25 protein-coding genes are annotated in these 25,159 nt (G+C 68.4%); 20 read left to right on the top strand and 5 right to left on the bottom strand.

What is annotated here, in order from left to right; all coding sequences use genetic code 11:
• Nucleotides 1-72: 72 nt before the first annotated feature.
• The 7 genes from FHX42_RS15875 to FHX42_RS15845 all read left to right on the top strand — a co-directional run bounded on the left by FHX42_RS15875 (nt 73) and on the right by FHX42_RS15845 (nt 6,683).
• Nucleotides 73-693: a GntR family transcriptional regulator gene (locus tag FHX42_RS15875; RefSeq protein WP_220480391.1), complete on the top strand. Its 621-nt coding sequence runs from the start codon at nt 73-75 to the stop codon at nt 691-693.
• A 153-nt stretch (nt 694-846) separates the two neighbouring features.
• Nucleotides 847-1,185: a hypothetical protein gene (locus tag FHX42_RS15870; RefSeq protein WP_182545153.1), complete on the top strand. Its 339-nt coding sequence runs from the start codon at nt 847-849 to the stop codon at nt 1,183-1,185.
• 111 nt (nt 1,186-1,296) lie between these two features.
• Entirely contained in the window at nt 1,297-2,505 is a 1,209-nt protein-coding gene (locus tag FHX42_RS15865) for a glycine cleavage T C-terminal barrel domain-containing protein (protein WP_182545152.1), read from the top strand.
• Nucleotides 2,502-3,344 (top strand): methylenetetrahydrofolate reductase, encoded by an 843-nt coding sequence (locus tag FHX42_RS15860; RefSeq protein WP_182545151.1) that lies wholly within the window; start codon nt 2,502-2,504, stop codon nt 3,342-3,344. The genes FHX42_RS15865 and FHX42_RS15860 overlap by 4 nt, the downstream gene beginning before the upstream one ends.
• Entirely contained in the window at nt 3,341-5,038 is a 1,698-nt protein-coding gene (locus FHX42_RS15855) for a formate--tetrahydrofolate ligase (RefSeq protein ID WP_182545150.1), read from the top strand. The genes FHX42_RS15860 and FHX42_RS15855 overlap by 4 nt, the downstream gene beginning before the upstream one ends.
• A complete protein-coding gene (locus FHX42_RS15850) occupies nt 5,035-5,619 on the top strand; it encodes a cyclodeaminase/cyclohydrolase family protein (RefSeq protein WP_182545149.1) in 585 nt (194 codons plus the stop codon). The genes FHX42_RS15855 and FHX42_RS15850 overlap by 4 nt, the downstream gene beginning before the upstream one ends.
• A gap of 191 nt (nt 5,620-5,810) precedes the next feature.
• Nucleotides 5,811-6,683, top strand: a complete 873-nt coding sequence (locus FHX42_RS15845) for an SAM-dependent methyltransferase (protein ID WP_182545327.1) — start codon at nt 5,811-5,813, stop codon at nt 6,681-6,683.
• 12 nt (nt 6,684-6,695) lie between these two features.
• Here the strand turns inward: FHX42_RS15845 and FHX42_RS15840 are convergent, their stop codons facing one another.
• A complete protein-coding gene (locus tag FHX42_RS15840) occupies nt 6,696-7,118 on the bottom strand; it encodes a universal stress protein (protein WP_182545148.1) in 423 nt (140 codons plus the stop codon).
• A 157-nt stretch (nt 7,119-7,275) separates the two neighbouring features.
• Nucleotides 7,276-9,798, bottom strand: coding sequence for a DEAD/DEAH box helicase (locus FHX42_RS15835; protein WP_182545326.1), 2,523 nt, complete (start codon nt 9,796-9,798; stop codon nt 7,276-7,278).
• 270 nt (nt 9,799-10,068) lie between these two features.
• Here FHX42_RS15835 and FHX42_RS15830 point away from each other — a divergent pair, with 270 nt between their 5' ends.
• From FHX42_RS15830 to FHX42_RS15820, 3 genes are read left to right on the top strand one after another with little or no spacing between them, the layout of a single operon-like run.
• Complete coding sequence (locus tag FHX42_RS15830) at nt 10,069-10,329, top strand: hypothetical protein (RefSeq protein ID WP_182545147.1); 261 nt, start codon at nt 10,069-10,071, stop codon at nt 10,327-10,329.
• Entirely contained in the window at nt 10,235-10,591 is a 357-nt protein-coding gene (locus FHX42_RS27835; protein ID WP_182545146.1) for an EndoU domain-containing protein, read from the top strand. Before FHX42_RS15830 ends, FHX42_RS27835 begins: the two co-directional genes overlap by 95 nt.
• Complete coding sequence (locus FHX42_RS15820; protein WP_182545145.1) at nt 10,588-10,977, top strand: hypothetical protein; 390 nt, start codon at nt 10,588-10,590, stop codon at nt 10,975-10,977. The genes FHX42_RS27835 and FHX42_RS15820 overlap by 4 nt, the downstream gene beginning before the upstream one ends.
• A gap of 32 nt (nt 10,978-11,009) precedes the next feature.
• Here the strand turns inward: FHX42_RS15820 and FHX42_RS27445 are convergent, their stop codons facing one another.
• Nucleotides 11,010-11,639, bottom strand: a complete 630-nt coding sequence (locus FHX42_RS27445) for a neutral zinc metallopeptidase (RefSeq protein WP_182545144.1) — start codon at nt 11,637-11,639, stop codon at nt 11,010-11,012.
• A gap of 627 nt (nt 11,640-12,266) precedes the next feature.
• Nucleotides 12,267-12,620 (bottom strand): hypothetical protein, encoded by a 354-nt coding sequence (locus tag FHX42_RS15810; RefSeq protein ID WP_182545143.1) that lies wholly within the window; start codon nt 12,618-12,620, stop codon nt 12,267-12,269.
• 51 nt (nt 12,621-12,671) lie between these two features.
• On the opposite strand from FHX42_RS15810, the gene FHX42_RS15805 reads away from it, so the two are divergent.
• The 10 genes from FHX42_RS15805 (at nt 12,672) to FHX42_RS15760 (ending at nt 24,174) form a co-directional block, all read left to right on the top strand.
• Entirely contained in the window at nt 12,672-13,631 is a 960-nt protein-coding gene (locus tag FHX42_RS15805; protein WP_328796218.1) for a helix-turn-helix domain-containing protein, read from the top strand.
• A gap of 14 nt (nt 13,632-13,645) precedes the next feature.
• The gene (locus FHX42_RS15800) at nt 13,646-13,864 is read left to right on the top strand and encodes a DUF397 domain-containing protein (protein ID WP_182545142.1); all 219 of its coding nucleotides are present in this window, start codon (nt 13,646-13,648) and stop codon (nt 13,862-13,864) included.
• A 284-nt stretch (nt 13,865-14,148) separates the two neighbouring features.
• Nucleotides 14,149-15,441 (top strand): SGNH/GDSL hydrolase family protein, encoded by a 1,293-nt coding sequence (locus tag FHX42_RS15795; RefSeq protein ID WP_220480390.1) that lies wholly within the window; start codon nt 14,149-14,151, stop codon nt 15,439-15,441.
• Between the two features lie 154 nt (nt 15,442-15,595).
• Nucleotides 15,596-16,273 carry a lytic polysaccharide monooxygenase auxiliary activity family 9 protein gene (locus tag FHX42_RS15790; protein ID WP_182545140.1) on the top strand — a complete coding sequence of 226 codons (678 nt, stop codon included), beginning with the start codon at nt 15,596-15,598 and terminating at the stop codon, nt 16,271-16,273.
• A 221-nt stretch (nt 16,274-16,494) separates the two neighbouring features.
• Nucleotides 16,495-17,697, top strand: a complete 1,203-nt coding sequence (locus FHX42_RS27440) for a glycosyltransferase (RefSeq protein ID WP_182545139.1) — start codon at nt 16,495-16,497, stop codon at nt 17,695-17,697.
• A gap of 81 nt (nt 17,698-17,778) precedes the next feature.
• Nucleotides 17,779-19,668, top strand: coding sequence for a methylmalonyl-CoA mutase family protein (locus FHX42_RS15780; protein WP_182545138.1), 1,890 nt, complete (start codon nt 17,779-17,781; stop codon nt 19,666-19,668).
• Complete coding sequence (gene scpA / locus FHX42_RS15775; RefSeq protein ID WP_182545137.1) at nt 19,665-21,890, top strand: methylmalonyl-CoA mutase; 2,226 nt, start codon at nt 19,665-19,667, stop codon at nt 21,888-21,890. Before FHX42_RS15780 ends, scpA begins: the two co-directional genes overlap by 4 nt.
• A gap of 7 nt (nt 21,891-21,897) precedes the next feature.
• Nucleotides 21,898-22,887, top strand: a complete 990-nt coding sequence (meaB, locus tag FHX42_RS15770; protein ID WP_182545136.1) for a methylmalonyl Co-A mutase-associated GTPase MeaB — start codon at nt 21,898-21,900, stop codon at nt 22,885-22,887.
• 92 nt (nt 22,888-22,979) lie between these two features.
• Nucleotides 22,980-23,690 (top strand): DUF2267 domain-containing protein, encoded by a 711-nt coding sequence (locus FHX42_RS15765; RefSeq protein ID WP_182545135.1) that lies wholly within the window; start codon nt 22,980-22,982, stop codon nt 23,688-23,690.
• Between the two features lie 127 nt (nt 23,691-23,817).
• Nucleotides 23,818-24,174, top strand: coding sequence for a hypothetical protein (locus FHX42_RS15760; protein ID WP_182545134.1), 357 nt, complete (start codon nt 23,818-23,820; stop codon nt 24,172-24,174).
• Between the two features lie 65 nt (nt 24,175-24,239).
• Here the strand turns inward: FHX42_RS15760 and FHX42_RS15755 are convergent, their stop codons facing one another.
• On the bottom strand, nt 24,240-24,908 hold the full coding sequence (locus FHX42_RS15755) for a DUF305 domain-containing protein (RefSeq protein ID WP_235987369.1): 669 nt from the start codon (nt 24,906-24,908) through the stop codon (nt 24,240-24,242).
• Between the last annotated feature and the right edge of the window lie 251 nt (nt 24,909-25,159).

The raw sequence follows: 25,159 nt of genomic DNA, 5'->3' as shown, positions 1-25,159 counted from the left end.
CTGTGAGGTAGGCTACGACCCGTGTCGGCATCGGTCAATTCCCCGCGGGGCGACAGTGGCCCGGGAACGGACATGTCCCAGGCCGAACGCGCGTATCTGACCCTGCGCGACCTGATCCTGTCGTTGCGACTCGCCCCGGGCTCTCCCGTGCAGGAGGGACAGCTCACGCGGGAGCTCAGCATCGGCAGGACACCGTTCCGGGAGGCCGTCAAGCGACTCCAGGCCGAGTCGCTGGTGGCGATCTACCCCCGCAGGGGCAGCTTCGTCACCGAAGTCAACATCACCGATCATGCCCTGATCGCCGACGTGCGCCGCCGCCTGGAGGGCCACGCGGCACGACGGGCGGCCGAGCGCGCCACCGAGTCCGACCGGGCCGAGCTCGCGGAGCTCCGCGAGCTGGTCGCGTCGACTCCCCGCGATCCCGCGCCGATCATGGACGTCGACGCCCGCGTCCACCGCGCGCTCTACCGCTGCACCCACAACGAGTACCTCGAAACCACCCTCGGGCAGTACTACAACCTGGCACTGCGCATCTGGGGCCTGTTCTTCGACCGGCTGCCCGACGTCGCCGACCACGTCGGCGAACACGCGGAACTGCTGGAAGCGGTCATCGCGGGCGACGCCGACCGCGCCGACCGGACAGCGGTCTCCCACGTGGATCACTTCGAGCAGGCGATTCGGCAGGCGATCTAGAGCCGACACGGGACTTCCCGAATCGCTCTCGCACCCTGTTCCGACCACCTCACCCCTCACGCACCGCGCCGATCAAGAGGCCGAAAGTTAGCCCGAACGTGTGTCTTGACGCACCCCCCGAATCGAGCGCACTGTTGCGCATGAAGCAGTAAGTTGTCTCAAACGCAACAGGGGGCGGCGATGGGTTCGGGACTGAGTTCGAGCGCGCGGGTACTCGTGACCGGCGCGGACATTGTCGGGTACAGCACGGCGCACCACCTCGCGCGGACGGGCGGCATCGACGACACGACCTCCCCGGCACGTGTCGAGGTCGGTCGACGCCGAGAGCGGCCGGCACGGCGGCGGCTGCTCTGCCCGACGATCGACGACGGCACCTCCCCGACGGGCTCCGACCCCGTGTTCGCCACCACCGAGTCCGGCACCGAGTCGCCCACCTCGACCAGCCACGTCCGGCGACCGCGGTCGCCGATCCGGCCCTCGATCCCGAGATGAAACGCATGCGCTGCTGATCCATCGCGACGGCACCCAGCGCAGTCCCCTCGCCCGACGCGTGCGGGCGAGTCTCGTCCTCCCCGGAAAAAGCACAGTGAGGAGCACAGCACCATGAGCATCAACCCGAACCCGGGAATCCTGCAGTACCCTCGGATTCGCAAGTCCCCGTTCTTCCACGCCTCCCGCCGCCACGGTGTCGGCTTGTACAGCGTGTACAACCACACCTACCACGCCCGGCACTACGGCGATCCCGTCGCCGAGTACTGGCACCTGCTGGAGGGTGTGACCCTGTGGGACGTGGGAGTCGAGCGGCAGGTGGAGATCACCGGCCCGGACGCCTTCGACTTCACCAACATGCTGGTGCCTCGTGACCTGACCAAGTGCAAGATCGGCCAGTGCAAGTACACGTTCATCACCGCCGAGGACGGCGGCATCATCAACGATCCCGTCCTGCTGCGGTTGGGCGAGAACCACTTCTGGCTGTCGCTGGCCGACAGTGACGTGCTGCTGTGGGCGAAGGGACTCGCCTACAACATGGGCATGGACGTGCAGATCCGCGAGCCCGACGTGGGACCGGTCCAGGTCCAGGGTCCCAAGTCGCGCGAGGTCATGGTGGACCTGTTCGGCGAGTCCATCCTCGACGTCCCCTACTACTACACCGTCGACCGCGAGCTCGACGGGATGCAGGTCGTGGTCTCGCGGACCGGTTTCAGCGCCGAGCTCGGCTACGAGATCTACCTGCACAACGCCAGCCGGGACGGCGTCCGGCTGTGGGAGAAGATCTGGGAGGCCGGTCGCCCCCACGACATGCGCGTGATCGGACCGTGCCACATCCGCCGCATCGAGGCCGGAATCCTGTCCTGGGGCAACGACATCACCTACAACACCAACCCCTTCGAGGTCGGCTACGGCTTCGAGGCCACCTGGATGGTCAAGCTCGACCAGGAGGCCGACTTCATCGGCAAGCAGGCCCTGACCCGGATCAAGGAGGAGGGCGTCTCCCGCAAGCTGGTCGGCGTCGAGATCGGCGGCCCCGACGTGGGCACCTTCAACGACGGGTCGATGATCGAGTCGTTCAACGTGCACGACCCGCACGGGCTGCGCATCGGTGATGTCACCTCGGCCTGCCACTCGCCGCGGCTGGAGCGCAACATCGGCTACGCGATGGTGCCGATCAGCTACCAGGAGCCCGGAACTCCGCTGGTCGTGGAGACCCAGCACGGCCCGCAGGAGGCGGTCGTGGTCGAAAAGCCCTTCCTGGACACCAACAAGGACATCCCCAAGCGTGTGCTGCGACAGGAAGCGACGGTGACATCATGAGCACTCGCACCCAGCGGCTTCGCGACTACCTCACGCACGCCCGCTTCGAGGTACTCCCACTGCGCGGGGTCGTCGAGCAGGCCCGGTACCTGCCAGCCAGCACGACGGTGACGGTCACGTCCTCGCCCACCAAGGGGGTCGACGCGACCCTGGACACCGCCGCGCGGCTGCGGGACGAGGGATTCCACGCCGTCCCGCACCTGGCAGCCCGCATGATCACCGACCGCGCGCACCTGTCGGAACTGGTCGACAGGTGCGCGCGGTGGGGGCTGTCCGAGGTCTTCGTCGTCGCCGGTGACGCCCAGAGTCCCGCCGGGGAGTTCCCCGACTCGTTGAGCCTGCTGCGCGCGATGGACGAGCTCGGGATCCGGCCCTCTCGCGTGGGCATCACCGGCTACCCGGAGACGCACGCCTTCATCTCCGACGCGGCCACCATCCAGGCCACCGACGAGAAGTCCCGCTACGCCGACTACATCGTCTCCCAGATCTGCTACGACCCGGACACGATCGCCTCGTGGGTGAAGGCACTCCGGGCTCGGGGCGTCACGCTGCCCGTCCACATCGGAGCGCCGGGTGCGGTGGATCCGACGAAACTCCTGCGGATCTCGATGAAGATCGGCCTGGGCGATTCGATGCGGTTCCTGCGCAAGCAGCACGGCGTGGTCACCAAGCTGCTGTCCCGCTACACCCCCGAGAACCTCTTCGACGAGCTCTCCCCCTACATCGTCGACGACGCCTACGGGATCGTGGGCTGGCACCTGTTCACCTTCAACGAGATCACCAAGACTCAGCAGTGCCTTCAGGACATGGCCGCACGCATGCAGGAGGTCCCGGCATGAGCATCCCCTCCGACCTGGACATCTCCCGCGCGGCCCCGCGCTCTCCCCTCGACGAGGTCGCCGGGCGGCTCGGGATCGGTTCCCACCTGCTCGAACCCTACGGGCACGACGTCGCCAAGATCTCCCTGGACGCGCTGGAGGAACAGCAGCCCTCCTCGCAGGCGAAGTACGTGGTCGTCTCGGCCATCACCCCGACCCCGCTGGGCGAGGGCAAGACGACCACCACCGTCGGGCTCGGGCAGGCGCTGCAGCAACTGGGCAAGCGCTCCGCCGTGGCGATCCGCCAGCCCTCCATGGGACCGACCTTCGGCATCAAGGGCGGTGCCGCCGGAGGTGGCTACAGCCAGGTCGTGCCGATGGAAGCGCTGAACCTGCACCTGACCGGGGACATGCACGCCGTGACCCAGGCGCACAACATGCTCTCGGCGATGGTGGACAACCACCTGCACAAGGGCAACCGGCTCGGTCTCGACCCGCAGCGGATCACCTGGCGTCGCGTGATCGACGTCAACGACCGGGAGCTGCGCAACGTCGTCTCCGGGCTCGGGGGCAAGCTCGACGGCTCACCCCGGCAGTGCGGGTTCGACATCACCGCGGCCAGCGAGGTCATGGCGGTGCTGGCGCTGTCCACCTCGTTGCAGGACATGCGCAGGCGGCTGGGCCGGATCGTCGTCGGCTACACCAAGGACAACGAGCCGGTCACGGCCGAACAGCTCGGCGCCGCCGGCGCGATGACCGTGATCATGCGCGAGGCCATCAAGCCCAACCTGATGCAGACCGTGGAGAACACGCCGGTGCTGGTGCACGCCGGACCGTTCGGCAACATCGCGCACGGTAACTCCTCCATCGTCGCCGACCGCATCGCCAGCCGGTCTGCCGACTTCCTCGTCACCGAGGCCGGCTTCGGTGCCGACATGGGAGCCGAGCGGTTCTTCAACATCAAGTGCCGCACCTCCGGGATCCAGCCCGACGCCGCCGTGTTGGTGGCGACCGTGCGCGCGCTCAAGGCGCACTCCGGCCGCTACCGCGTGGTGGCGGGCAAGGACCTGCCCGACGGGATGCTCGCCGAGAATCCGGACGACGTGATGGCGGGCGCTGCCAACCTGCGCAAGCAGATCGACAACATCCGGGTGCACGGGGTCTCCCCGGTCGTGGCGATCAACGCGTTCCCGACCGACCACGCCAGCGAGCACGAGGCGATCCGCCGGGTCGCCGAGGAGGCCGGGGCACGGGTGGCCGTGAGCAAGCACTACACCGACGGCGGCAAGGGAGCGGTGGAGCTCGCCGAGGCCGTGGCCGAAGCCGCCGAGGAGCCCAGCGGGTTCCAGTTGCTGTACCCGGACTCTGCCGACCTGCACACGAAGATCGAGACGATCGCCACCCGCGTGTACGGGGCCGACGGCGTGTCCTACCAGCCCGCGGCCGCCCGCGCGTTGGAGGACTACACCGCCAACGGGTACGGCAACCTGCCGGTTTGCATCGCCAAGACGCACCTGTCGCTGAGTTCGGATCCCAAGCTGCTCGGGGCCCCGACCGGGTGGACCCTGCCGGTGCGCGAGGTGCGGGCCTCGGTGGGTGCCGGTTTCATCTACCCGATCTGCGGTGACATGCGCACCATGCCGGGACTCGGTTCGCAACCGGCCGCCGAACGCATCGACATCGACGAGCGGGGGGAGGTCGTGGGATTGAGTTGACCTTCGACCAGCCACTCCGGGAGTTCCTGGACGAGGTGGCCGAGCCGACGCCCTCCGTCACCGGCGGTGGGGTCAACGCGGTCACCTCGGCGGCGGCCGCGGGTCTCGTCGCCATGACCGCACGGCTCTCACCGGACCTCGATGACTCCGACGCGCTCGCGGCACGAGCCGAGCGACTCCGCGAGCGCGCGGGGGAGCTCGCCGTGGCCGATTCGGAGTCCTACGCCGCAGTCCTCGCCGCCGGACGACGTGACCGGCAGGACGCCGACCGTGCCGCGGCACTGTGCGACGCGCTCGCCGAAGCCGCCGAACCACCCCTGCGCCTCGCCCTGCTCGCCTCGGACATCGCCGAAATGGCGGCGGACATCGCCACGAGGATCGCTTCCGCCCTGCGCGGCGACGCGGTCACGGCTGCCACACTCGCCCACGGCGCCTCCCGTGCCGCCGCCGCTCTCGTCCGCGTCAACCTCGCCTCAGCCGGTCTTCCCCTGGACCGTGCCCACGAGGCCGCGGCGGCTGCCGACTCGGCCGAACGATCCGCCCACACCGCGCTGGCCTCCGTGAACGCCCACGCGGGCTAGCAGCGCCCTCCCGAAGAGAAATGACACCGGACGCTTTTGCCCGTTTTCGGAAATGTTTTACGGAAATCCGGTTTACTCGAAATATAACAGGGTTATTTCGATCACATATGGTTGTTTAGCGCAACTACAAGTTTACCGTGAAGGAGAAGGTCGAATCGGCCACACAGCGGCCCAACGAGAAAGGTGTTCGCATGGCGGGCAATCAGCAGTGGGACATCGTCTCGGGCATCGGTGCCACCGCTCTGGCCGTGGCCGTGGGACGTGCGCTGGAAACCGAACGCGGTGACGGGCTGGTCGACGATCCCCACGCCGAACCCCTGGTGCGCGCGGCGGACTCGCCGATTCCGATGCCCGGGAGCGACGGGGTCGAGAACTCGTCGTTCTGGGGACAGCTGACGGACTACATCGGTGTGCGCTCCCGCTTCTTCGACACCTGGTTCGAGCAGACCTGGGACAGCGGGGTGCGTCAGGTGGTCATCCTCGCCTCCGGACTGGACACACGGGCGTTCCGGCTGCCCTGGCCCTCGGGGACGCGCGTGTTCGAAATCGACCAACCGAAGGTGCTCGAGTTCAAGGACTCGGTCCTGCGGAACGAGGGCGTCCGAGCCGACTGCGAGCGTCACACCGTGGCCACGGACCTGCGCGAGGACTGGGCGAGCGCGCTGAAGAACGCGGGTTTCGACACCGGTCTCCCCACCGCGTGGCTGGCCGAGGGGCTGCTGCCGTACCTACCGGCCGAAGCCGAGCAACGGCTCCTGGAGACCGTGCACGGCTTCTCCGCACCCGGCAGTCACCTCGCCATCGAGAACGTCACCGCGACCCGGACGATGCTCGACGACCAGGGCGAGATCCAGGAGTTCGCCCAGGGGATGGGGATCGACCTGAGCGCTCTCATGTCGAGCGAAGAACGAGCCGACGCGGGAGAAACGCTCGCCGCGCGCGGGTGGACGGTGGCCAGGGAACCCGCCAGGGACGTGGCCGAGGCCCTGAACCGCGAACTGCGCGGGCTCAGCGAGCAGATCGCCGCCCACGGCCACATGCTCACCGCACGACTCCCGCGCTGAACTCGCGGTGCGTCACCGGATGACGGTCACCGGGCAGCGCGAGTGGTGCACGAGCTTGAGCGCGACCGAACCGACCATCATTCCGGTGAATGCTCCGTGGCCCTTGTTGCCCAGCACCATCAGGTCGGCCTGGTTCGACAGTCCGACCATCTCGTCAACGACGTGGCCACGCAGTAACCGGCTCTTGAGGTCCAGATTCGGGTAGTCCGCACGTACCGGGGCGATGGTGTCCTCCAGCGACCTCCTGGCGCGCTGTTCGAGGTCCGAGTCCGACGTGGCCAGCCGGTACCCGAACTGGACGGGCTGGTGCCAGACGGTGATCGCGTGCACCACACCACCGAGCTGGGTGACGTAATCCGCCGCCCAGCGCAGTGCACGGCTCGACTCGGCGGAACCGTCCACGCCCACGATGACGACCGGTGGGTGCTGTGCCATGTTTGACTCCTTCCGGTGTCCTTTCGCCGACGGAAAGACCGACACCGCTGCATGCGAGCTCGTTGACGAGAGCACTCGTGATCTTATGGCACCCGTACCCGATACGCCAGCTCTTCACGCCTCGTGAACGTCACGGACCACCGAGGCCCGCAACGGATCAAGCAATACCCTGAAGCTGGTCGACGGCGGTGACGCGGACGACGGCGGCGCCCGCCTCGTCGGAGGCCGCGAGGTCGATCTCGGCGCTGATGCCCCAGTCCTTGTCCCCGGCCGGGTCCTCGAAGATCTGGCGAACCACCCAGGGATCGGAGCTCTCGTCGAGCATGAACAGCGCCGGTCCCCGCGCGTCGGCACCTGCGCCGATCTCGTCGTGCTGCTCGAAGTACTCCTCCAGGGCATCGGCCCACTCGTCGGCGTCCCACCCGTTGTCGCCGTCCAGCTCGCCGAGCTCCTCGTAGCGCCGACGAGCGGCCAGTTCGACGCGCCGGAACAGCGCGTTGCGCACCTGCACGCGGAACGCGCGCTTGTTCGCGGTCACCCCAGTGGGGGCCTCGGGAGTCGAAGTGGACGTCGCGCCGGCCCCGCCCGGGTTCTTCAGCCGTTCCCACTCGTCGAGCAGGCTGGAGTCGACCTGGCGCACCAGCTCTCCCAGCCACTCGATGAAGTCCTCCATCTCCTCGGTCTTGGCGTCGTCGGGCACCGTGTGCCGCAAGGCCTTGTACACGTCGGCCAGGTACCGCAGCACCAGGCCCTCCGACCGCGCCAGGTTGTAGTGGTTGACGAACTCGACGAAGTTCATCGCGCGCTCGGACATGTCGCGGGCCACCGACTTCGGCGACAGCTCGTGCTCGCTGACCCAGGGGTGGCCCTGGCGGTAGGTCTCGTAGGCCGCTTCCAGCATTTCGGCGAGGGGCTGCGGGTAGGTGACGTCCTCCAGCAGCTCCATGCGCTCCTCGTACTCGATGCCGTCGGCCTTCATCTGCGCGACGGCCTCGCCCCTGGCCTTGAACTGCTGCGCGGACAGCACCTGGCGCGGGTTGTCCAGGGTCGCCTCGATGATCGAGACGACGTCGAGGACGTAGGAGGGCGACTCCGAGTCGAGCAGCTCGATCGCGGCCAGCGCGAACGGCGACAGCGGCTGGTTCAGCGCGAAGTCGAACTGCAGGTCCACGGTCACCCGCACCGAGCGACCCTGTTCGTCGGGTTCGTCCAGGCGCTCGACCACCCCGGCCGCCAGCAGCGCGCGGTAGATCGCGATCGCGCGCAGGATGTGGCGCCGCTGCGAGGGCCGGTCCTCGTGGTTGTCGGTGAGCAGATGCCGCATCGCCTCGAACGCGTCGCCGGGACGGTCGATGACGTTGAGCAGCATGGCGTGACTGACCACGAAACTCGACCGCAGCGGTTCGGGCTCGGCCTCGACGAGTTTGTCGAAGGTCTTCTCGCTCCAGGACACGAACCCGTCCGGCGCCTTCTTGCGGGTGACCTTGCGACGCTTCTTCGGGTCCTCACCGACCTTGGCCAGCGCCCGCTCGTTCTCGATGACGTGCTCCGGGGCCTGCACCACCACGTAACCGGCCGTGTCGTAACCCGCACGCCCGGCCCGGCCCGCGACCTGGTGGAACTCGCGTGCCTTGAGGTGGCGGGTGCGGTTGCCGTCGAACTTCGTGAGCCCGGTCAGCAGCACCGTGCGAATGGGCACGTTGATCCCGACACCCAGCGTGTCGGTACCGCAGATGACCTTGAGCAGCCCGGCCTGGGCCAGCTGCTCGACCAGGCGCCGGTACTTCGGCAGCATCCCGGCGTGGTGCACGCCGATGCCGTGGCGAAGCAGGCGCGACAGCGTCTTGCCGAACCCGGCGGTGAACCGGAAGTCGCCGATGGCCTCGGCGATCCGGTCGCGCTGCTCGCGGGAGGCGACCTTCATGCTCACCAGCGCCTGCGCCTGCTCCAGCGCCGAGGCCTGGTTGAAGTAGACGACGTAGATCGGTGCCTGGTTGCCGCCGAGCAGTTCCTCGATCGTCTCGTGCAGCGGGGTCATGGCGTATCGGAAGGTCAGCGGCACCGGACGCTCGGCGGAGCTGACCACCGCGGTCTCCCTGCCGGTGCGCCGGGTCAGGTCCTTCTCGAAGTGGCTGACGTCACCGAGCGTGGCCGACATGAGCATGAACTGCACCTGAGTCAGCTCCAGCAGCGGTACCTGCCAGGCCCACCCGCGCTCCGGATCGGCGTAGAAGTGGAACTCGTCCATAACGACCTGGTCGACCTCGGCGCGCGCGCCGTCGCGCAGCGCGATGTTGGCCAGGATCTCGGCGGTGCAGCAGATGATGGGCGCGTCGGGGTTGACGTTGCTGTCCCCGGTCATCATCCCGACGTTGTCGGGGCCGAAGACGTCGACGAGGGCGAAGAACTTCTCCGAGACCAGCGCCTTGATGGGGGCGGTGTAGAAGCTGCGCCGCTTGGAGGCCAGCGCCGCGAAGTGCGCACCGACGGCGACGAGGCTCTTGCCGGAGCCGGTGGGGGTGCTCAGGATCACGTTGGAGCCGGACACCACCTCCATCAGCGCCTCCTCCTGCGCCGGATAGAGCTCGATGTCCTGCTCGGCGGTCCAGGAGACGAAGGACTCGAACAGGGTGTCGGCGTCGGTTTCGGGGCTGGCGGGGAGCTGGTCGGTGAGCGTCATCGCGCCCTCTATCATCCCCGTCCACCTCCGACCGCGACACGTGGGTCCTCGGGGGATCGGTACTCAGAAACGCCCGGAGCGGTTCACACCGGACCGCGCACTCACGAGGGCGTGGCGCCAGGACTACCGAGCACTGAACACGGCGTAAGCGCGTTCCCGCACACGCTGCACCGCTGTACCGCCACGACACCACCCGTTCGGGGAATGGTGCCGATCACCGCCGTCGGTGTTCCTGAGTCGTTCGGGTCGCGACGGCGGAAAGAGCGCGCGATGTCGATCGAGGACGTCCAGCAGGATATCCACAAGCCGCTCGGCACCCTGCCCCACGACGGCCTGCTGCGTGCTCGAACGCTGCTCGACGAAGCCGCCACCGAGCTGCACAAGGTCACCGTCGGCAGCGACGACGCCACCCTCCACGAGAGCCCGGCCCGGCGACGTGGAGACCGGCGGGATCAAGACGGGAGAACCGGAGTTCCGCGATTCGGCAGGCCGCTATCAGGCACCTGCCACCGCCACCACACGCGGCGGTAAGCAGAAAACCAGGTCCAAGACCTTCTTTCCCGACCACCGGAGCACCGAGAAGGTCCGTCACGCCCTCCGAGAAGCGTTCGTCAACCGCTACCGTGTCCACTACGGGGACGGAACCGTCATACCGAATACCTGGCGAGGCGCCTACCGGAGCGTGACAACCGAAGGCATGATCCGACCGGGGCAGACTTCGATGCCGCTATCTGCGACGGCATCGGTACGCCTACCCCATCCCCGGCATGTCTTGGAAGGTCAAGCCCGATGAGCACTGACACCGACTCCCTCGTGCGCTTCGGGCGCAACGAGCACGGACACATCAGCGTCCACGTCCCCGAAACCCACCGCCCCGTGCTCGATCTCCTCCGTGATCTACCCACCCGACTCCGGCCCGAGATCCTGGAGCACGCCCGCCACCCCACCGGCGAGGAATGGGACACCGGCGGCAACGGCTACGGCATCATCATCGACAGCAGCGGCGTCACCGTCGAGGACGAAGTCTTCGACATCACGCTGGCCACCCTCCCCACCGAGACCTCATCACCATCGTCGAGGGCCACCTCGCCGAACTCGACCGTCGGCGCGCCGAAAACAGCACCACCGATCACTGAGGCGTTACTTGCACAGGACGGTTCAAGAACGCCCGCAACCTGACGGACCGCACCGGAAGCAGTGGGGCGCCTTCGTCAACGTACCTGACTCGCGGGAGCGCTCCACGTGTTGCAGGCCTCCGGACCGTCGCCTTCGATTCCCCTGTGGAACCACTCCTGCTGGTTACCCCGCGTTCCGTGCGTGTCGCTCCCGACCGTGGAACGATTCACTGCGCTGATCTCCTTCTCGGACAACGATTCCACCAACCCCCGTTCGGGTGCGCCACCGAGGAACAGTCCGGCGAAACACTCCGCCTGCAACTCCGTGCGACGGTTGATCTCCAGCCGCTTCGGATCGTTCTCACCCAATTCGCCAGTCCGGACCGCCACTGCCCGCAAAACGCGACTACGCCCTTGGACGTGGTGACCGTATTCGTGCGCCAGGACCGCCAGGTGGGAACGGGACGCCACGCCCAGATCGCCGAGCACCCGTTCTCGCGGCATGAAGATCGTGCCACTGCAGTAGAACGCGGTCGCACTGTCCTCATCCGGCGGTTCACCGCACTGGCTGGGGCCGGCGGCGAGTTTCAATTCCGGGCTGGCCCAATCGAAACCCTCCTCGAGCAAAGCCGGGCGCCACGCGCTGTCCAGGCACTCGATACCCGCCTCGTAGAACCCGCGAAGCCGCGCTTCCGACCTCCCGATGTCCGGGAGATCGCACGTCACCGGAGAAAGGGATGTTCCCGGTTCCAGCAGCGCGTTTCCCTCGAGCGACTCCCTCGGTTCGGAACGAGAATTCAGCGGATAATCCTCCACCCCCGTCCCTGAACGCGCCGAAACCGTACTCGTGTCGCTTTCCCACGACGGGAAGATCGGCTTCGAAAACACGACCACGGCGACGATTCCGAAAACGACGCCGAACACGCCGAGTACCGCCCACGGGGAGTTCCCCCTCGGCTCCTCCCGCGGATCCTCGGGCGTCCAGTCCCGCGGCCCGGACGCCGCACCACGATACGGGCCACGGTCTCGACTGCGAAACACTCCCACTCCCCCCACCCCACGGAATCCGTACAACATATCCACACTGGACCGGGCGGTCGTCGCAGGCTTCCCGGAAGACGTTCCCCCGGAGTGATCAAACAAACCGCGAAACACCCTATCGTTCCCGGTGCGGAGCCAACACGAAAGAAGTCGTTTCGTGACCACATCGACACCGGACCCCGGCGCCGGGCGCGTGCTGCGGTAACAGCTGCGTGTCCGCTCCGCACGTCCCGACCCCCTGCTGGATGAGGTCCCACCGAGGGTGACCGCGTCGTTCCAGCGGTCACGCCGCCGGAACGACGCGGTCACCGGCTACACGCCGGACAGGACCCCCTCCGGGCCGGACTCGCTCCCACGACCAGGCCACACCAGGTGCACCCTGCGGATCAGCGAGAACATCTCGTGCGCGCCGGCGGCGGAGTCGCAGTGCGCGAACGCGGTGCCGTCCTCTGCGAACACGCTCGCGCGGTCACCAACCTCCACGCCCCAGGCGTACAGCCCGGCGCACTCCCGGGCACCGAACTCCTCCACCAGGGCGAACACGCGCGGCACGTCCTCGTCGGCGATCTCCTGCACCAGCGTGGCGAACTCGTCCTCGCTCATGCTCCACGGGCTCGGCTCCTCCACCGACTCCTCCCCCGCCCCGGACACCTCTCCAGCTAGCATCGCAACCTCCTGCACTCGGTACTTGATCGTGTACTGTCCGTCAGGAACAGCGTGATTTGGACTGTCCAAAACATCAAGTGGACATTCCAAGATTCACTCGGAAGAGCTAGACGCACGAGGAGACTCGCTTTGACACAAGGAGACGGTGGCGTATCCGTCGTACGGCGCTGGCAGCTCGCGGCTGCCCTCAAGGCACTCCGCGAGAACGCCGACTTGAGGCAGGAGCAGGCTGTTGAACAGCTGAAACAAGGAGCGGGACGTTGGTCGCGGTCAAAACTTTCGCGCATCGAGAACCGCGAGCACAACGTTAAGCCGCGCGAGGTCGAGCAGATCCTCGACGCTTACGGCGTCACTGACACAGGCACCCGGGAAGAGCTCGCACGGTTGGCAGCCGACTCACACGAGCAGGGGTGGTGGGTCAGTTTCAACAACGAGCTACCCGAGAGCATCCGTCCCCTGCTGAGCATCGAGGGCGGTCTCGTCGGCCTCCGAGACTTCCAGAACCAGCTCGTCCACGGCCTACTGCAAACCGCGGACTACGCCCGAGCCGTCATGAACGCCGTCAATCCCGGACTGTTCGCCCCTGAGGAGCTGGAACGCAGGGTGGCCGCACGAATGGTCCGACAACAAACCGTCACCCACGAGGAAGCACCACGCATGCATTTCATCCTCGACCAGACAGTCTTGGAACGGATCGTCGGACGAGCAACGATCATGCGTGACCAGCTTCGGAAACTGCTCGACCTCACCGAGAACCCCAACATCACGATCCAGGTCCTACCCAAGGAGACGAACGGAAGTCCCGGCCTGGAAGGTCCGTTCTCCATCCTGACCCTCCCCGATCCCGTCCCGGACATCGGCTACACCGAAGGTCCGGCGGGTAGCGTGTACATCGAGGATCGCGAGCACGTACGCGCCTGCACACTGCGGTTCGGCGTACTGACCGAGCTGGCGCTCTCCCGTGCCGACTCCATCGACCTGATCACGAAGACGATGAACGACCACCAGTGAGTGAAGGCATCCCGATGACTGCTGTAGGCACTTTAGACAACCTCGTCTGGCGTAAGAGCAGCTTTTCCACAGGCGGCAGCAATGGTGGAGGCACCTGTGTCGAGGTCGCCCTCGGCGACGGGATCGTGGCCGCGCGGGACTCCAAGGTGCCCGACGACGGCGCGATCACTGTGTCCCACGCCCGATGGGCGAGCTTCCTCGACGCCCTCCGCACCGGCCGCTTCGACCTCTGAAGCGGCCACGATCAGGGTGCTGAGCAGACGGCCACCGACCGCGGCGCGGCCAGGGCACGCACCTGCGGATGCATTCCCGCGCGGATCGTCTGTTCGACCGATTCCACTGTGGTGCCCGATCGTCTGGGGTCCCGTCCGAGCCGGGACGTCGAGTCCGCAAGTCTCCGCGCCGGGAGGTGCACCCAGGATGCGAGGCCACAACCCACCCCTCGGGAACAAGGCACGAGCTCCACACCTGCTGGCGACGATGCTGCTGTGCGTCGCGGATGCTGCTGTGCGTCGCGATGACCGGACTGCTCGCCGCTCCGGCCGGAGCGGTGCAACATCAACCGCCCCACCGGGCCGGTGACTCGTGGATCGGCACGTGGACGAGCGCGTTCAGCCACGGTGGCACCGAGCACGACTCCTCCGGCCGCACGCTGCGGATGATCGTCCACACCAGCATCGGCGGTTCCGCCTCGCGGATCCGCCTGAGCAACGCGTTCAACACGCATCAGCAGGTCATGGACCACGTCACCGTGGCGCTGGCCGCGAACCCCGAAGCCGACCGGGAAGGGCGCTCCGCTGAACATCCCTCCGCTGCCGTTCCCGGCACCGTGCACGAGGTGACCTTCGACGGATCCGAGCGAACCGTCGTCCCGGCCCACGCGCGAGCGGTGAGCGATCCCGTCACCATGGACGTCCCGGCCGATTCGGACCTGCTCGTCAGCGTTCACGTCGCCGAGCAGCGGGGACCGGCCACCGCGCACAGCCTCGCTCAGCAGACCTCTTACGTCTCCACCTCCGGTGATCACGCTTCCGCCGAATCCGCGAAGACCTACACGTCCACGGTGAACTCGTGGTTCTACGTCGACGGCGTGGACGTGCTCAATCACCGTGCTCGCGGTGCCGTCGTCACGCTCGGCGACTCCATCACCGACGGTTACGGTTCGACCGTGGGCTCCAACCATCGCTGGCCCGACCTCCTCGCCGACCGCCTGCGGCACCAGCCGCCACCGCGACGGCTGAGCGTGCTCAACGCGGGGATCAGTGGCAACCGAATCCTGCTCGAAGGCATCAACGACATCCAGCAGCAACCGCACCAGGACGATCCGGAGCGGATCATCGCCGGGATGAAGCAGATCGTCCGGCAGGCACGCGCCGCGGGCCTGCGAGTCGTCGGCGGGACGCTCACTCCTTTCCAGGGGTGGAGCGCGTACACACCCGAGCTGGAGGCGACGCGACAGGCGGTCGACGAGTGGATCCGTACCAGCGGCGCGTTCGACGCGGTGATCGACTTCGATGCGACGGTGCGCGATTCGAGCGACCCGCACCGGCTGCTCCCCGCCTACGATTCCGGCGACCACCTGCACCCCGACGAGGCCGGATACCGCGCTATGGCCGCGGCGATCGAGCTCGCCGACCTGATCGGCTCGAACTCCCACGCCAAGGCTCCCGCGGCACGAGGTGAACACAGGCCGCGCCCGGTACTGCTCGACACCGGTGCCGAGCACTGCCCGTCGACGACAGTACGGCCTCATCAGTACCGTGAGCGCTCTCAAGGAAACGTCCCCAGTGGACGCACGCCCGTCCGATGAGTCCGACGATCGTCGAGCACGGACTCCCGCACCCCGAACCACCTGGGCGAGAAAAACCGGGCCGTGAGGGGGTTCACACCCTTCGGTCGAATCGTTAGATTTTTTCGGGAGCGCTCCCACATTCCAATCCACGTTCCTCTGCCGAGGAGGAGGAATGTCCCAGCGTTCCGTTCGCCGACGTGTCACCGCCCTGACCCGGATAGTGGCCATGTCCGCCGCCGTCACCGCGATGTTCGCCGGACTGCAGATGAACCAGCCGGAGGTGGCCAGCGCCCACGGGTCCGCCACCGACCCACCGTCACGCAATTACGGTTGCTGGGAGCGGTGGAGCGACGACTTCCAGTCGCCCGAGATGGCCGAGCAGGACCCGATGTGCTGGCAGGCCTGGCAGGCCGACCCGAACGCGATGTGGAACTGGAACGGCCTGTACCTCAACGGCGCCAACGGCGAGCCCGAGACCGCCGTCCCGGACGGCCAGCTGTGCAGCGCCGGGAGGGACCGCTACGCCGCGCTCGACGAGGTCGGCGAGTGGAAGGCCGTCACCAGAAACAACCAGTTCAACGTCACCGTGACCGACCAGGCCCTGCACGGTGCGGACTACTACAAGATCTACATCACCGAGCAGGGATTCGACCCCACGACCCAGCAGCTCGGTTGGGACGACCTCGAACTGGTCACCGAGGTGGGCCAGCGGCCTCCCGCCAGCAACACGCGGATCGAGGTCGACGCGGGTGACCGGAGCGGTCGTCACATCGTCTACACGATCTGGCAGGCCGCGCACATGGATCAGTCCTACTACTTCTGCAGCGACGTGATCTTCAACGGCAGCTGACGAGCCCGGAAACCTGAACGCGAGTTCGTCACCCGTCGATGCCCAGGACTGCTACTTCCTGGGCATCGACGCTTTTGCGTCGTCGGCACGACGATTCCCGGACGTTCCGGACAAGCGGCTGTATCCCGCACCACATTTCCGCCGCCGAAACAAGAGTTCGAGAGCAGTGATCCATAGAGTTGGAAGCGGAGAACTCCTCACCTGCGGCTTCAGGAGACACGGTGCGCATCGCGTTCAGCAGTCAGCCGATCTACTCCCACCTCGTCCCGGCCGTCCTGCCCCTGGCGGCGGAGGCTGCCGAGGCGGGCCACGAGGTCGTGGTGCTGACTTCCCCCGCCCTGGCCGACGAGGTGCGGCGCGCCGGGTTGCGGCCACTGGAACTGCCGAACGCCTTGGGCCCGGCCGAACTGGTCGAGCGCCCGGAACTCGCCGAGCGGTACGGCCTCGACTTCAGCATGATGACCGACTTCGGTCGGCGCACGCTCACGGCGAGTCCGGACTTCTTCGCCCGGATGTTCGCGGGTCCGCCGGCCAGGGACTTCGCTCTCGACGCGATCGAGGCGCTGCGCGACTGGAAGCCCGACCTGATCGTGGGCGAGTGCAGCGACTACGGCAGCTACTACGCCGCCGAGGTCCTGGGACTGCCGAACACGGTGCTGGACATCGCTCCCCTCGGGCCGTTCGACGTCCCCGAGCTACTCGACCAGATCAACACCCGGCGCACCGAGCTCGGACTCGACGAGGTGTCCGACCCGATGCACCCGTTCCGGCACCGCCGGATCGGGATCATCTCCGAGTCGTTCTACCCGCCACGCGCCCGGAGCGACTCCGCCCGCTACTACCAGCCCCCCCGGGCTCCCACCGGGCAGCAGCTGGACCCGGCCATCGCCGAACTGCCCGGAGACCGGCCGATGGTCCTGGCCACGCTCGGTTCCAACGCGGGGCGCGTGCACGGTGAAGACCGCTCGTTGCTGGACACCATCGTCGAGGTGCTGGGGGAACTGCCCGTCACCGGCGTGGTCGCGCTGGGCAGGAATTTCTCCCCCGAGGACTGGCAGGGCGCACGGCCGGACAACGTGCACCTGACCTCGTTCGTGCAGCAGCACCTGCTCCTGCCCGCCTGCGACGCCTTCATCACCCACGGCGGTTTCAGCGGCACGCGAGAGGCACTCGGTTCCGGCGTGCCGATGGTGACGATTCCGATGCTCGCCGAACAGCCCGCCAACGCCACGCGGGTGGAGGAGCTGGGCGCCGGACGACGGCTGAACGTCGAGGACGTGACCCACGAGTCGCTGCGGGAGACCGTGGGCGCGGTGCTGGACGATCCCACCTACCGGTACCGGGCGCAGCGCGCGCGACGGGAGTTCCTCACGCTGCCGGGATTCTCCGAGATCGTCTCGGAGCTGGAGGGATTCACGGTCTGACCGGCGACGACATGCCCTGCGAGGTGTGTCACATCCCTCGGTGGTCTCCACGAGCGCGCCACCGGCTTACCATCGGCATCCATGATGGCGTCCCAGCGCTCAACGCCGAGCGATCGCGGGGATCTCGACCTGATGGACGGGTTCGAGGTACCGCCCCACGAGCAGTGGCAGCAGCAGGTCGAGACGGTCCTGCGCAAGACGGGCCTGCTGACCGAAGGGGATCCGGGCCCGCAGGTTCCCGAGGACCTGCTGGCGACCACCACCCACGACGGCGTGACCGTGCGGCCGCTGTACACGGCGGGCGACGAGCAGCCGGAAGCCGGGCACCCGGGACTGGCACCGTTCGTGCGGCACTCCCGCCCGCAGGGGTGCGTCGCCGAGGGCTGGGACGTGCGGCAGCGCCACACCGATCCCGACCCGGCCGTGACGAACCGCGAGGTGTTGGCCGACCTCTCGGGGGGTGCCTCCTCGGTGTGGCTGCGGCTGGGTCCTGCCGGGCTGGCCGTCGAGGACCTCGCCGATGCCCTGCACGGGATGCACCTCGACCTCGCCGCCGTCGTGCTGGAGGCCGACGAGCGGTACGAGCAGGCGGCCACCGCCCTGCTGGACCTGGCCGCCGAGCGCGGAGTCCGGCCGAGCGCGCTGCGTGGGAACCTCGGTGCGGACCCGATCGGCGTGCACGCGCGCACCGGCCGGGCCCCGGACCACTCCCCTGCTGTCGAGCTGGCACGTCGCTGCGCGGAGTCCTACACCGGTCTGCACGCCATCGCCGTGGACGGACTGCCCTACCACGACGCCGGTGGTTCCGACGCCGAGGAACTCGGCTGCTCGATGGCGGCCGGGGTCACCTACCTGCGGTGGTTGACCGAGGCCGGGTTGGACGTGGACACCGCCGCCGGACTGCTGGAGTTCCGCTACGCGGCCACCGCCGACCAGTTCGGCACGATCGCCAAGCTGCGCGCGGCGCGCCGCATGTGGGAGCGGGTCGCGCGTGTTTGCGGCGTCTCCGAGCACGCCCGCGCGCAGACCCAGCACGCGGTGACCTCCTCGGCGATGCTGACTCGTCGCGACCCGTGGGTGAACATGCTGCGCACGACGATCGCCACGTTCGCGGCCGGAGTCGGCGGGGCGCGGGCGGTGACCGTGCAGCCCTTCGACGCCGCCCTCGGGCTGCCGGACGGGTTCGCGCGGCGGATGGCGCGCAACACGCAGTCCCTGCTGCTGGAGGAGTCGCACCTGGCGCAGGTGATCGACCCGGCCGGGGGCTCCTACTACGTCGAACGGCTGACCGACGAACTCGCCCACGCGGGCTGGGAGTGGTTCCAGCGCATCGAAGCCGCCGCAGGACTGCCCGCCGCGCTGGACTCGGGACTGGTGGCCGAGCGGATCGCTGCCACCTGGAACGAGCGGCACACCGCCATCGCCCACCGCCGTGACCCGATCACCGGGATCAGCGAGTACCCCGACCTCGACGAGACCCCGCCACGACGCGCGGCGGCCCCGGCCGAACCGGGAGGAGGGCTGCCCCGGCACCGCTACGCCGAGGACTACGAGGAACTTCGCGACAGCGCCGACCGCCTCGCCGAGACGGCCCAGCGCCCGCGGGTCTTCCTGGCCACACTCGGAACGCTGGCCGACTACAACGCACGGGCGTCGTTCGCGCGCAACCTGTTCGCCGCCGGCGGGATCGAGGCGACGGAGGCCGGGGCCACCGAATCGGTCGACGACGTCGTCGAAGCCTACCGGCGGTCGCCGTCACCGGTGGTCTGCCTGTGCTCGACCGGCAAGGTCTACGCCGAGCGGGCCGCTGCGACCGCGCGCGCGCTCAGGCAGGTGGGAGCGGGCACGATCCTGCTGGCGGGCAAGCCGCAGGAGCAGCCGCCCGAGGGGGTGGACGAGTTCGTCCACACCGGCAGCGACGCACTACGGATCCTGACCGAGGTCCACCGCGAGAACGGAGCGAAGCGATGACACCAGACGACCGGGTACCCAGCTTCGCCGAGATCGACCTCGACGAGCCGGCCGCGCACGACACCGGCGAGTGGGACGAGGCCGTCCAGGACGCCACCGGCTCCGGCCCCGAGGCCCTGACGTTCCACGCCCCGGAGGGCATCGGCATCAAGCCGCTCTACACCGGCGCCGACACCGAGGGGCTGCGGTTCCCGCTGTCTTATCCGGGCATCGCGCCGTACCTGCGGGGGCCGTACTCGACGATGTACGTCAACCAACCGTGGACGGTGCGTCAGTACGCCGGTTTCTCCACCGCCACCGAGTCCAACGCGTTCTACCGCCGCAACCTCGAAGCCGGGCAGAAGGGCCTGTCGGTGGCCTTCGACCTGGCCACGCACCGCGGTTACGACTCCGACCACCCCCGAGTGGGCGGCGACGTCGGCATGGCCGGGGTGGCCATCGACTCCATCCTGGACATGCGCCAGCTCTTCGACGGTATCCCGCTGGACCGCATGAGCGTGTCGATGACGATGAACGGCGCGGTGCTGCCGGTGCTGGCGCTGTTCATCGTCGCCGCCGAGGAACAGGGCGTACCGCCGGAGAAACTGGCCGGGACCATTCAGAACGACATCCTCAAGGAGTTCATGGTCCGCAACACCTACATCTACCCGCCGCAGCCGTCGATGCGCATCATCTCCGACATCTTCGCCTACACCGCGACGCGGATGCCGAAGTTCAACTCCATCTCCATCTCCGGCTACCACATTCAGGAGGCCGGGGCCACCGCCGACCTCGAACTCGCCTACACCCTGGCCGACGGCCTGGACTACCTGCGCGCCGGGCGCCAGGCGGGCCTGGACATCGACTCCTTCGCCCCGCGCCTGTCGTTCTTCTGGGGCATCGGGATGCACTTCGGCATGGAGGTCGCCAAGCTCCGCGCGGCCCGGTTGCTGTGGGCCAAGCTCGTCGGCCGGTTCGAGCCGTCCGATCCGAAGTCGCTGTCGCTGCGCACCCACTCGCAGACCTCCGGGTGGTCGCTGACCGCCCAGGACCCGTTCAACAACGTCATGCGCACCTGCGTGGAGGCCATGGCCGCCACCCAGGGACACACCCAGTCGCTGCACACCAACGCCCTCGACGAGGCGTTGGCACTGCCCACGGACTTCTCGGCCCGGATCGCGCGCAACACGCAGTTGCTGTTGCAGCAGGAGTCCGGCACCACCAGGGTCATCGACCCGTGGGGGGGCAGTCACTACATCGAGCGGCTCACCCAGGACCTCGCCGAGCGGGCCTGGGACCACATCACCGAGGTGGAGGAGGCCGGGGGCATGGCCGCCGCCATCGACGCGGGCATCCCCAAGATGCGCATCGAGGAGGCCGCCGCACGCACCCAGGCCCGCATCGACTCGGGGCACCAGCCCGTCGTCGGCGTCAACACCCACCGACCCGAGACCGAGACGGACGGCCTCGACGTGCGCAAGGTGGACAACTCCGCGGTCCGGGCCGAACAGCTCGACAAGCTTCAGCGGCTGCGCGCCGAGCGCGACACCGAGGCGTGCACCGCCGCGCTGAGCAGGCTCACCGCCGCCGCCGAGGCCGTCACCGAGGGCAACCGTCCCGACGACCTCGACCACAACCTGCTGACACTGGCCGTCGACGCCGCCCGGGCACACGCCACGGTCGGGGAGATCTCCGACGCGATGGAGAAGGTCTTCGGCCGTCACTCCGGGCAGATCCGTACGATCTCGGGGGTGTACGCCGAGGAGTCCGGCCCGTCCGAGGCCATCGAGTACGCCCGCACGCTGGTGACCGAGTTCGAATCCGCCGAGGGCCGCCGCCCCCGGCTGCTGGTGGCCAAGATGGGCCAGGACGGCCACGACCGGGGACAGAAGGTCATCGCCACCGCCTTCGCCGATCTCGGCTTCGACGTCGACATCGGACCGCTGTTCCAGACACCGGCCGAGGTCGCCCAGCAGGCCGCCGAGTCCGATGTGCACATCGTCGGGGTCTCCAGCCTCGCCGCCGGACACCTCACGCTCGTCCCCGACCTCCGCGACGAGCTGGCCGCCGTCGGCCGTGACGACATCGTGATCGTGGTCGGCGGTGTCATCCCGGCCGCCGACCACGAAGCCCTGCACGAGGCGGGGGCGGCGGCCGTCTTCGGCCCCGGCACCGTCATCGCCGAGGCCGCCACCGGACTCCTCGAACAGCTCCACGCCCAGCTCGGCCACACCGAGGTCTGAGCTCGACATGCCCCGCACCATCGACGTCGACACCTACGCCAAGGGCGTGCTGGGCGGTTCGCGCAGCACGCTCGCCCAGGCGATCACGCTGGTCGAGTCCAGCCGCGCCGACCACCGGCGCAAGGCGCAGGAACTGTTGACCGAGCTGCTGCCCCACGCCGGTGGCGCGCATCGGATCGGCATCACCGGCGTTCCCGGCGTGGGCAAGTCCACGTTCATCGAGTCCCTGGGCACGATGCTCACAGCGGCGGGTCATCGGGTCGCGGTGCTGGCCGTGGACCCCTCATCCAGCCGCAGCGGCGGCAGCATCCTCGGTGACAAGACCCGGATGGCCACGCTGGCCGCCGACCCCGCGGCGTTCGTGCGTCCCTCGCCGACCGCCGGAACGCTCGGCGGCGTGGCCCGGGCCACCCGCGAGACCATCGTGCTCATGGAGGCGGCCGGTTTCGACGTCGTGCTCGTGGAGACCGTGGGCGTCGGGCAGTCCGAGATCACCGTGGCCGGCATGGTGGACTGCTTCCTGCTGTTGAGCCTGGCCCGCACCGGCGACCAGTTGCAGGGCATCAAGAAGGGCGTGCTGGAGCTGGCCGATCTGGTCGCGGTCAACAAGGCCGATCCTCCGTACGAGCAGGAGGCGCGCAAGGCGGCCAGGGAACTGCGCAGCGCCCTGCGACTGCTCACCCCCTCCGATGCCTCCTGGAAACCTCCCGTGCTGACCTGCAGCGGGCTGAACAGGCTCGGCCTGGAGGACGTGTGGGACCGGATCCGGCAGCATCGCACGACGCTGAGCGAGACCGGGGAGCTGGCCGAACGGCGCAGCAGTCAACGGGTCGACTGGACCTGGTCCCTGGTCCGCGATCAGCTCATGGCCGACTTCGTCGGCCATCCCGCCGTGCGAGACGCGCTCGGCGAGGTGCAGCGCCAGGTCCGGGACGGGGAGCTGACGGCCGGGCTGGCCGCCGACCGCCTGTTGCGGGCCTTCCACGAGCGGAGCTGAAGCGGCTCACGACCAAGGCCGATGATTCGGCCCCGTCGTCCGCGGGTATTCACCGCGTACGAGTACAGCGCGGTCATCGCCGGGAGAGATTCATGATTCGGCACCAGGATCTGATCGAGCGCATCCGGACTCGGTCGGGCCTCAGCGATCCCGACGAGATCCAGTCGGTCACCTCGCACGTGATCGAAACCGTGGCCCGCTGCCTCGACGACTCCGAGCGCAGGCGGCTCGCGGCGGCCCTGCCGGAGCAGGAACGTGACCTGGTCCAGTGGGACGTCGCGGAAACCGACCGGTGCGAACCCGCACACCTGGTCGACGAGGTGGCACGGCGCACCGGCCGCTCGGCCGAGCAAGCGCGCTACCTGACCCAGGTCGTACTTCCCGAAGTCGCCGAGTCCGACCCGACGCTGGACGACTCGCTGCGACGGCGACTGCCCGCCGAGCTGGTCTCGATGTCCGTCTCCCCGACGCACGAGGCCCAGCTCCAGGAGGCCGCGGCCGTCCCCGAACAACCGCGTCCGCTGGAGCCCGACGAGCTGGACCGGGGCCTCCGGGACATACCTGGGTGGTCCGGTGACACCCACCGACTCACCCGGACGGTCAGCCTGCCCTCCCACCGGGTCGAGCCGCTCTTCAACGCCGTCGAACGGGCCCAGGCCGAGCTGAACCATCCCGCTGAGATCGAGCAGACCGACGACGGGATCCGATTCACGCTCCGGACGCGCTCCCTCGGCGCCGTCACCGAACTGGATCTCCGGCTCGCCCGCAGCATCAACGAGTCCGTGGACCGGGCCGGCGGGTAGTTCGGGTCCTCACGACCGCGGCGCCGCCGGTGAACGCCGACCGCAGCCCGCGCACCCTCCGCGACCGAAGCGGAGCTCGAACCGTTTCGGCCTTCCCGAACGAACGCAGTCCCTTACGCTGACATCCATGCGCACCACAGGTCTGGTTCTCATCCTCGTCATGGGCGGTATACACGCCTACGAGGCACCCGAGTACTTCGAGTTCGCCACCTATCTCGGAGCGCTGTTCGTGGCCAACGCGGTGGGTGCGGTGGTCGTGGCCGTGGGGCTCGCGCGGGACCGGATCGAGGCGTGGTCGCTCGGGGCGCTGATCGCGGCGGTGACCTTCGCCGCTTACGTCGTCAGCCGCACGGCCGGTCTGCCCGGGTTGCCCGCCGAGGAGCGCAGCGAGTTCCTCGAGCCCCTCGGCATCGCCTCGCTCGTTGTGGAGGCGGCCTTCGTCGCGAGCTGGGCCGTGCGGGCGCTGCGGTCCCGGAAGCAGTAGCCCTCCCGGCTCGGTAGAAGTCCCGCCGATCGGCCCCGGCTCCGCCGGACCACAGCGGCACCGGATCACCCGATCTCGGTGAGCAGGTCCTCCATCACCGCGATCTCGTCGCGCTGGGTCGCCATCACGTCCTTGGCCATGGAGCGCACCTGCGGACCGGTCCCCTTCTCGAGAAGATCGACCGCCATGGTCACCGCGCCCTCGTGGTGCCTGGTCATCAGCCGCAGAAACAGCCGGTCGAACTCGGTTCCCGAGGACGCTTCCAGCCGTGCGAGCTGTTCCTCGGTGGCCATCCCCATCATGCGCCGGTGCTGCTCGTCGACGGACTGATCGGGCTTCGACCGCAGACCGCTGCGCTTCAGCCATCCCCGCATCATGCCGATCTCGGCTCGTTGTGCTCCCCCGATGCGTCCGGCGAGGCCGCGCACCCGCGGATGCTTCGCGCGTTCCGGAGCCATGTCCGTCATCGTCAGAGCCTGCCGGTGGTGCGGGATCATCATCCGGACGTAGCGGCGCTCGGCCCGCGACGGTTCGCTCTTCCCGTCTCCGAGCTCGGCGATCTCCGACGAGGAGGCCGCCCGAGGACGGTCCCCCGGAGCACCGGGCAGCACCACCGGGGCCGACCCGCTTTCGGCCCGCCCGGAATCACGCGTGGCCGTACAACTCCCCACCAGCACCATCGCCAGTGCCACGACCACGCCCGGCACGGCACGGCTCGCTCGGAAACGCGACATCGGTCCTCTTCGGTGTGAACGGCGCTTTCGGGGCAAGGCGCGATCCTGGCACGGATCCATCCGGGAAAAAACCTCCACAAGGAGTATTGGTCGAGTGGTGGAATGCCCACATACTGACCGGAACCGACACTCCGGCACGAGCCCGACGGGCCCGTGCCGGCCGACTTCGACCTCTGGAGTGTGGTGGTCTTGAGCTCCACTCGACGACTACGTCCCGGTACCGGCAGCAGACGCAGCCGAGCAGCCGGTGT

Origin of the sequence: Halosaccharopolyspora lacisalsi (assembly GCF_014137975.1) — a bacterium.
GTDB classification, from domain to species: domain Bacteria; phylum Actinomycetota; class Actinomycetes; order Mycobacteriales; family Pseudonocardiaceae; genus Halosaccharopolyspora; species Halosaccharopolyspora lacisalsi.
Note: the sequence above shows the minus strand (reverse complement) of the source record. Positions and strands in the feature narration are given on the sequence as shown.

Excerpts from the sequence above, each read along its gene's own strand:
- FHX42_RS15875 (WP_220480391.1), top strand. The coding sequence starts at position 73 with ATGTCCCAGGCCGAACGCGCGTATCTGACCCTGCGCGACCTGATCCTG.
- FHX42_RS15865 (WP_182545152.1), top strand. The coding sequence starts at position 1,297 with ATGAGCATCAACCCGAACCCGGGAATCCTGCAGTACCCTCGGATTCGC.
- FHX42_RS15860 (WP_182545151.1), top strand. The coding sequence starts at position 2,502 with ATGAGCACTCGCACCCAGCGGCTTCGCGACTACCTCACGCACGCCCGC.
- FHX42_RS15855 (WP_182545150.1), top strand. The coding sequence starts at position 3,341 with ATGAGCATCCCCTCCGACCTGGACATCTCCCGCGCGGCCCCGCGCTCT.
- FHX42_RS15845 (WP_182545327.1), top strand. The coding sequence starts at position 5,811 with ATGGCGGGCAATCAGCAGTGGGACATCGTCTCGGGCATCGGTGCCACC.
- FHX42_RS15840 (WP_182545148.1), bottom strand. The coding sequence starts at position 7,118 with ATGGCACAGCACCCACCGGTCGTCATCGTGGGCGTGGACGGTTCCGCC.
- FHX42_RS15835 (WP_182545326.1), bottom strand. The coding sequence starts at position 9,798 with ATGACGCTCACCGACCAGCTCCCCGCCAGCCCCGAAACCGACGCCGAC.
- FHX42_RS15830 (WP_182545147.1), top strand. The coding sequence starts at position 10,069 with ATGTCGATCGAGGACGTCCAGCAGGATATCCACAAGCCGCTCGGCACC.
- FHX42_RS15820 (WP_182545145.1), top strand. The coding sequence starts at position 10,588 with ATGAGCACTGACACCGACTCCCTCGTGCGCTTCGGGCGCAACGAGCAC.
- FHX42_RS15810 (WP_182545143.1), bottom strand. The coding sequence starts at position 12,620 with ATGCTAGCTGGAGAGGTGTCCGGGGCGGGGGAGGAGTCGGTGGAGGAG.
- FHX42_RS15800 (WP_182545142.1), top strand. The coding sequence starts at position 13,646 with ATGACTGCTGTAGGCACTTTAGACAACCTCGTCTGGCGTAAGAGCAGC.
- FHX42_RS15795 (WP_220480390.1), top strand. The coding sequence starts at position 14,149 with ATGACCGGACTGCTCGCCGCTCCGGCCGGAGCGGTGCAACATCAACCG.
- FHX42_RS15790 (WP_182545140.1), top strand. The coding sequence starts at position 15,596 with ATGTCCCAGCGTTCCGTTCGCCGACGTGTCACCGCCCTGACCCGGATA.
- FHX42_RS15780 (WP_182545138.1), top strand. The coding sequence starts at position 17,779 with ATGATGGCGTCCCAGCGCTCAACGCCGAGCGATCGCGGGGATCTCGAC.
- scpA (WP_182545137.1), top strand. The coding sequence starts at position 19,665 with ATGACACCAGACGACCGGGTACCCAGCTTCGCCGAGATCGACCTCGAC.
- meaB (WP_182545136.1), top strand. The coding sequence starts at position 21,898 with ATGCCCCGCACCATCGACGTCGACACCTACGCCAAGGGCGTGCTGGGC.
- FHX42_RS15765 (WP_182545135.1), top strand. The coding sequence starts at position 22,980 with ATGATTCGGCACCAGGATCTGATCGAGCGCATCCGGACTCGGTCGGGC.
- FHX42_RS15760 (WP_182545134.1), top strand. The coding sequence starts at position 23,818 with ATGCGCACCACAGGTCTGGTTCTCATCCTCGTCATGGGCGGTATACAC.
- FHX42_RS15755 (WP_235987369.1), bottom strand. The coding sequence starts at position 24,908 with ATGTCGCGTTTCCGAGCGAGCCGTGCCGTGCCGGGCGTGGTCGTGGCA.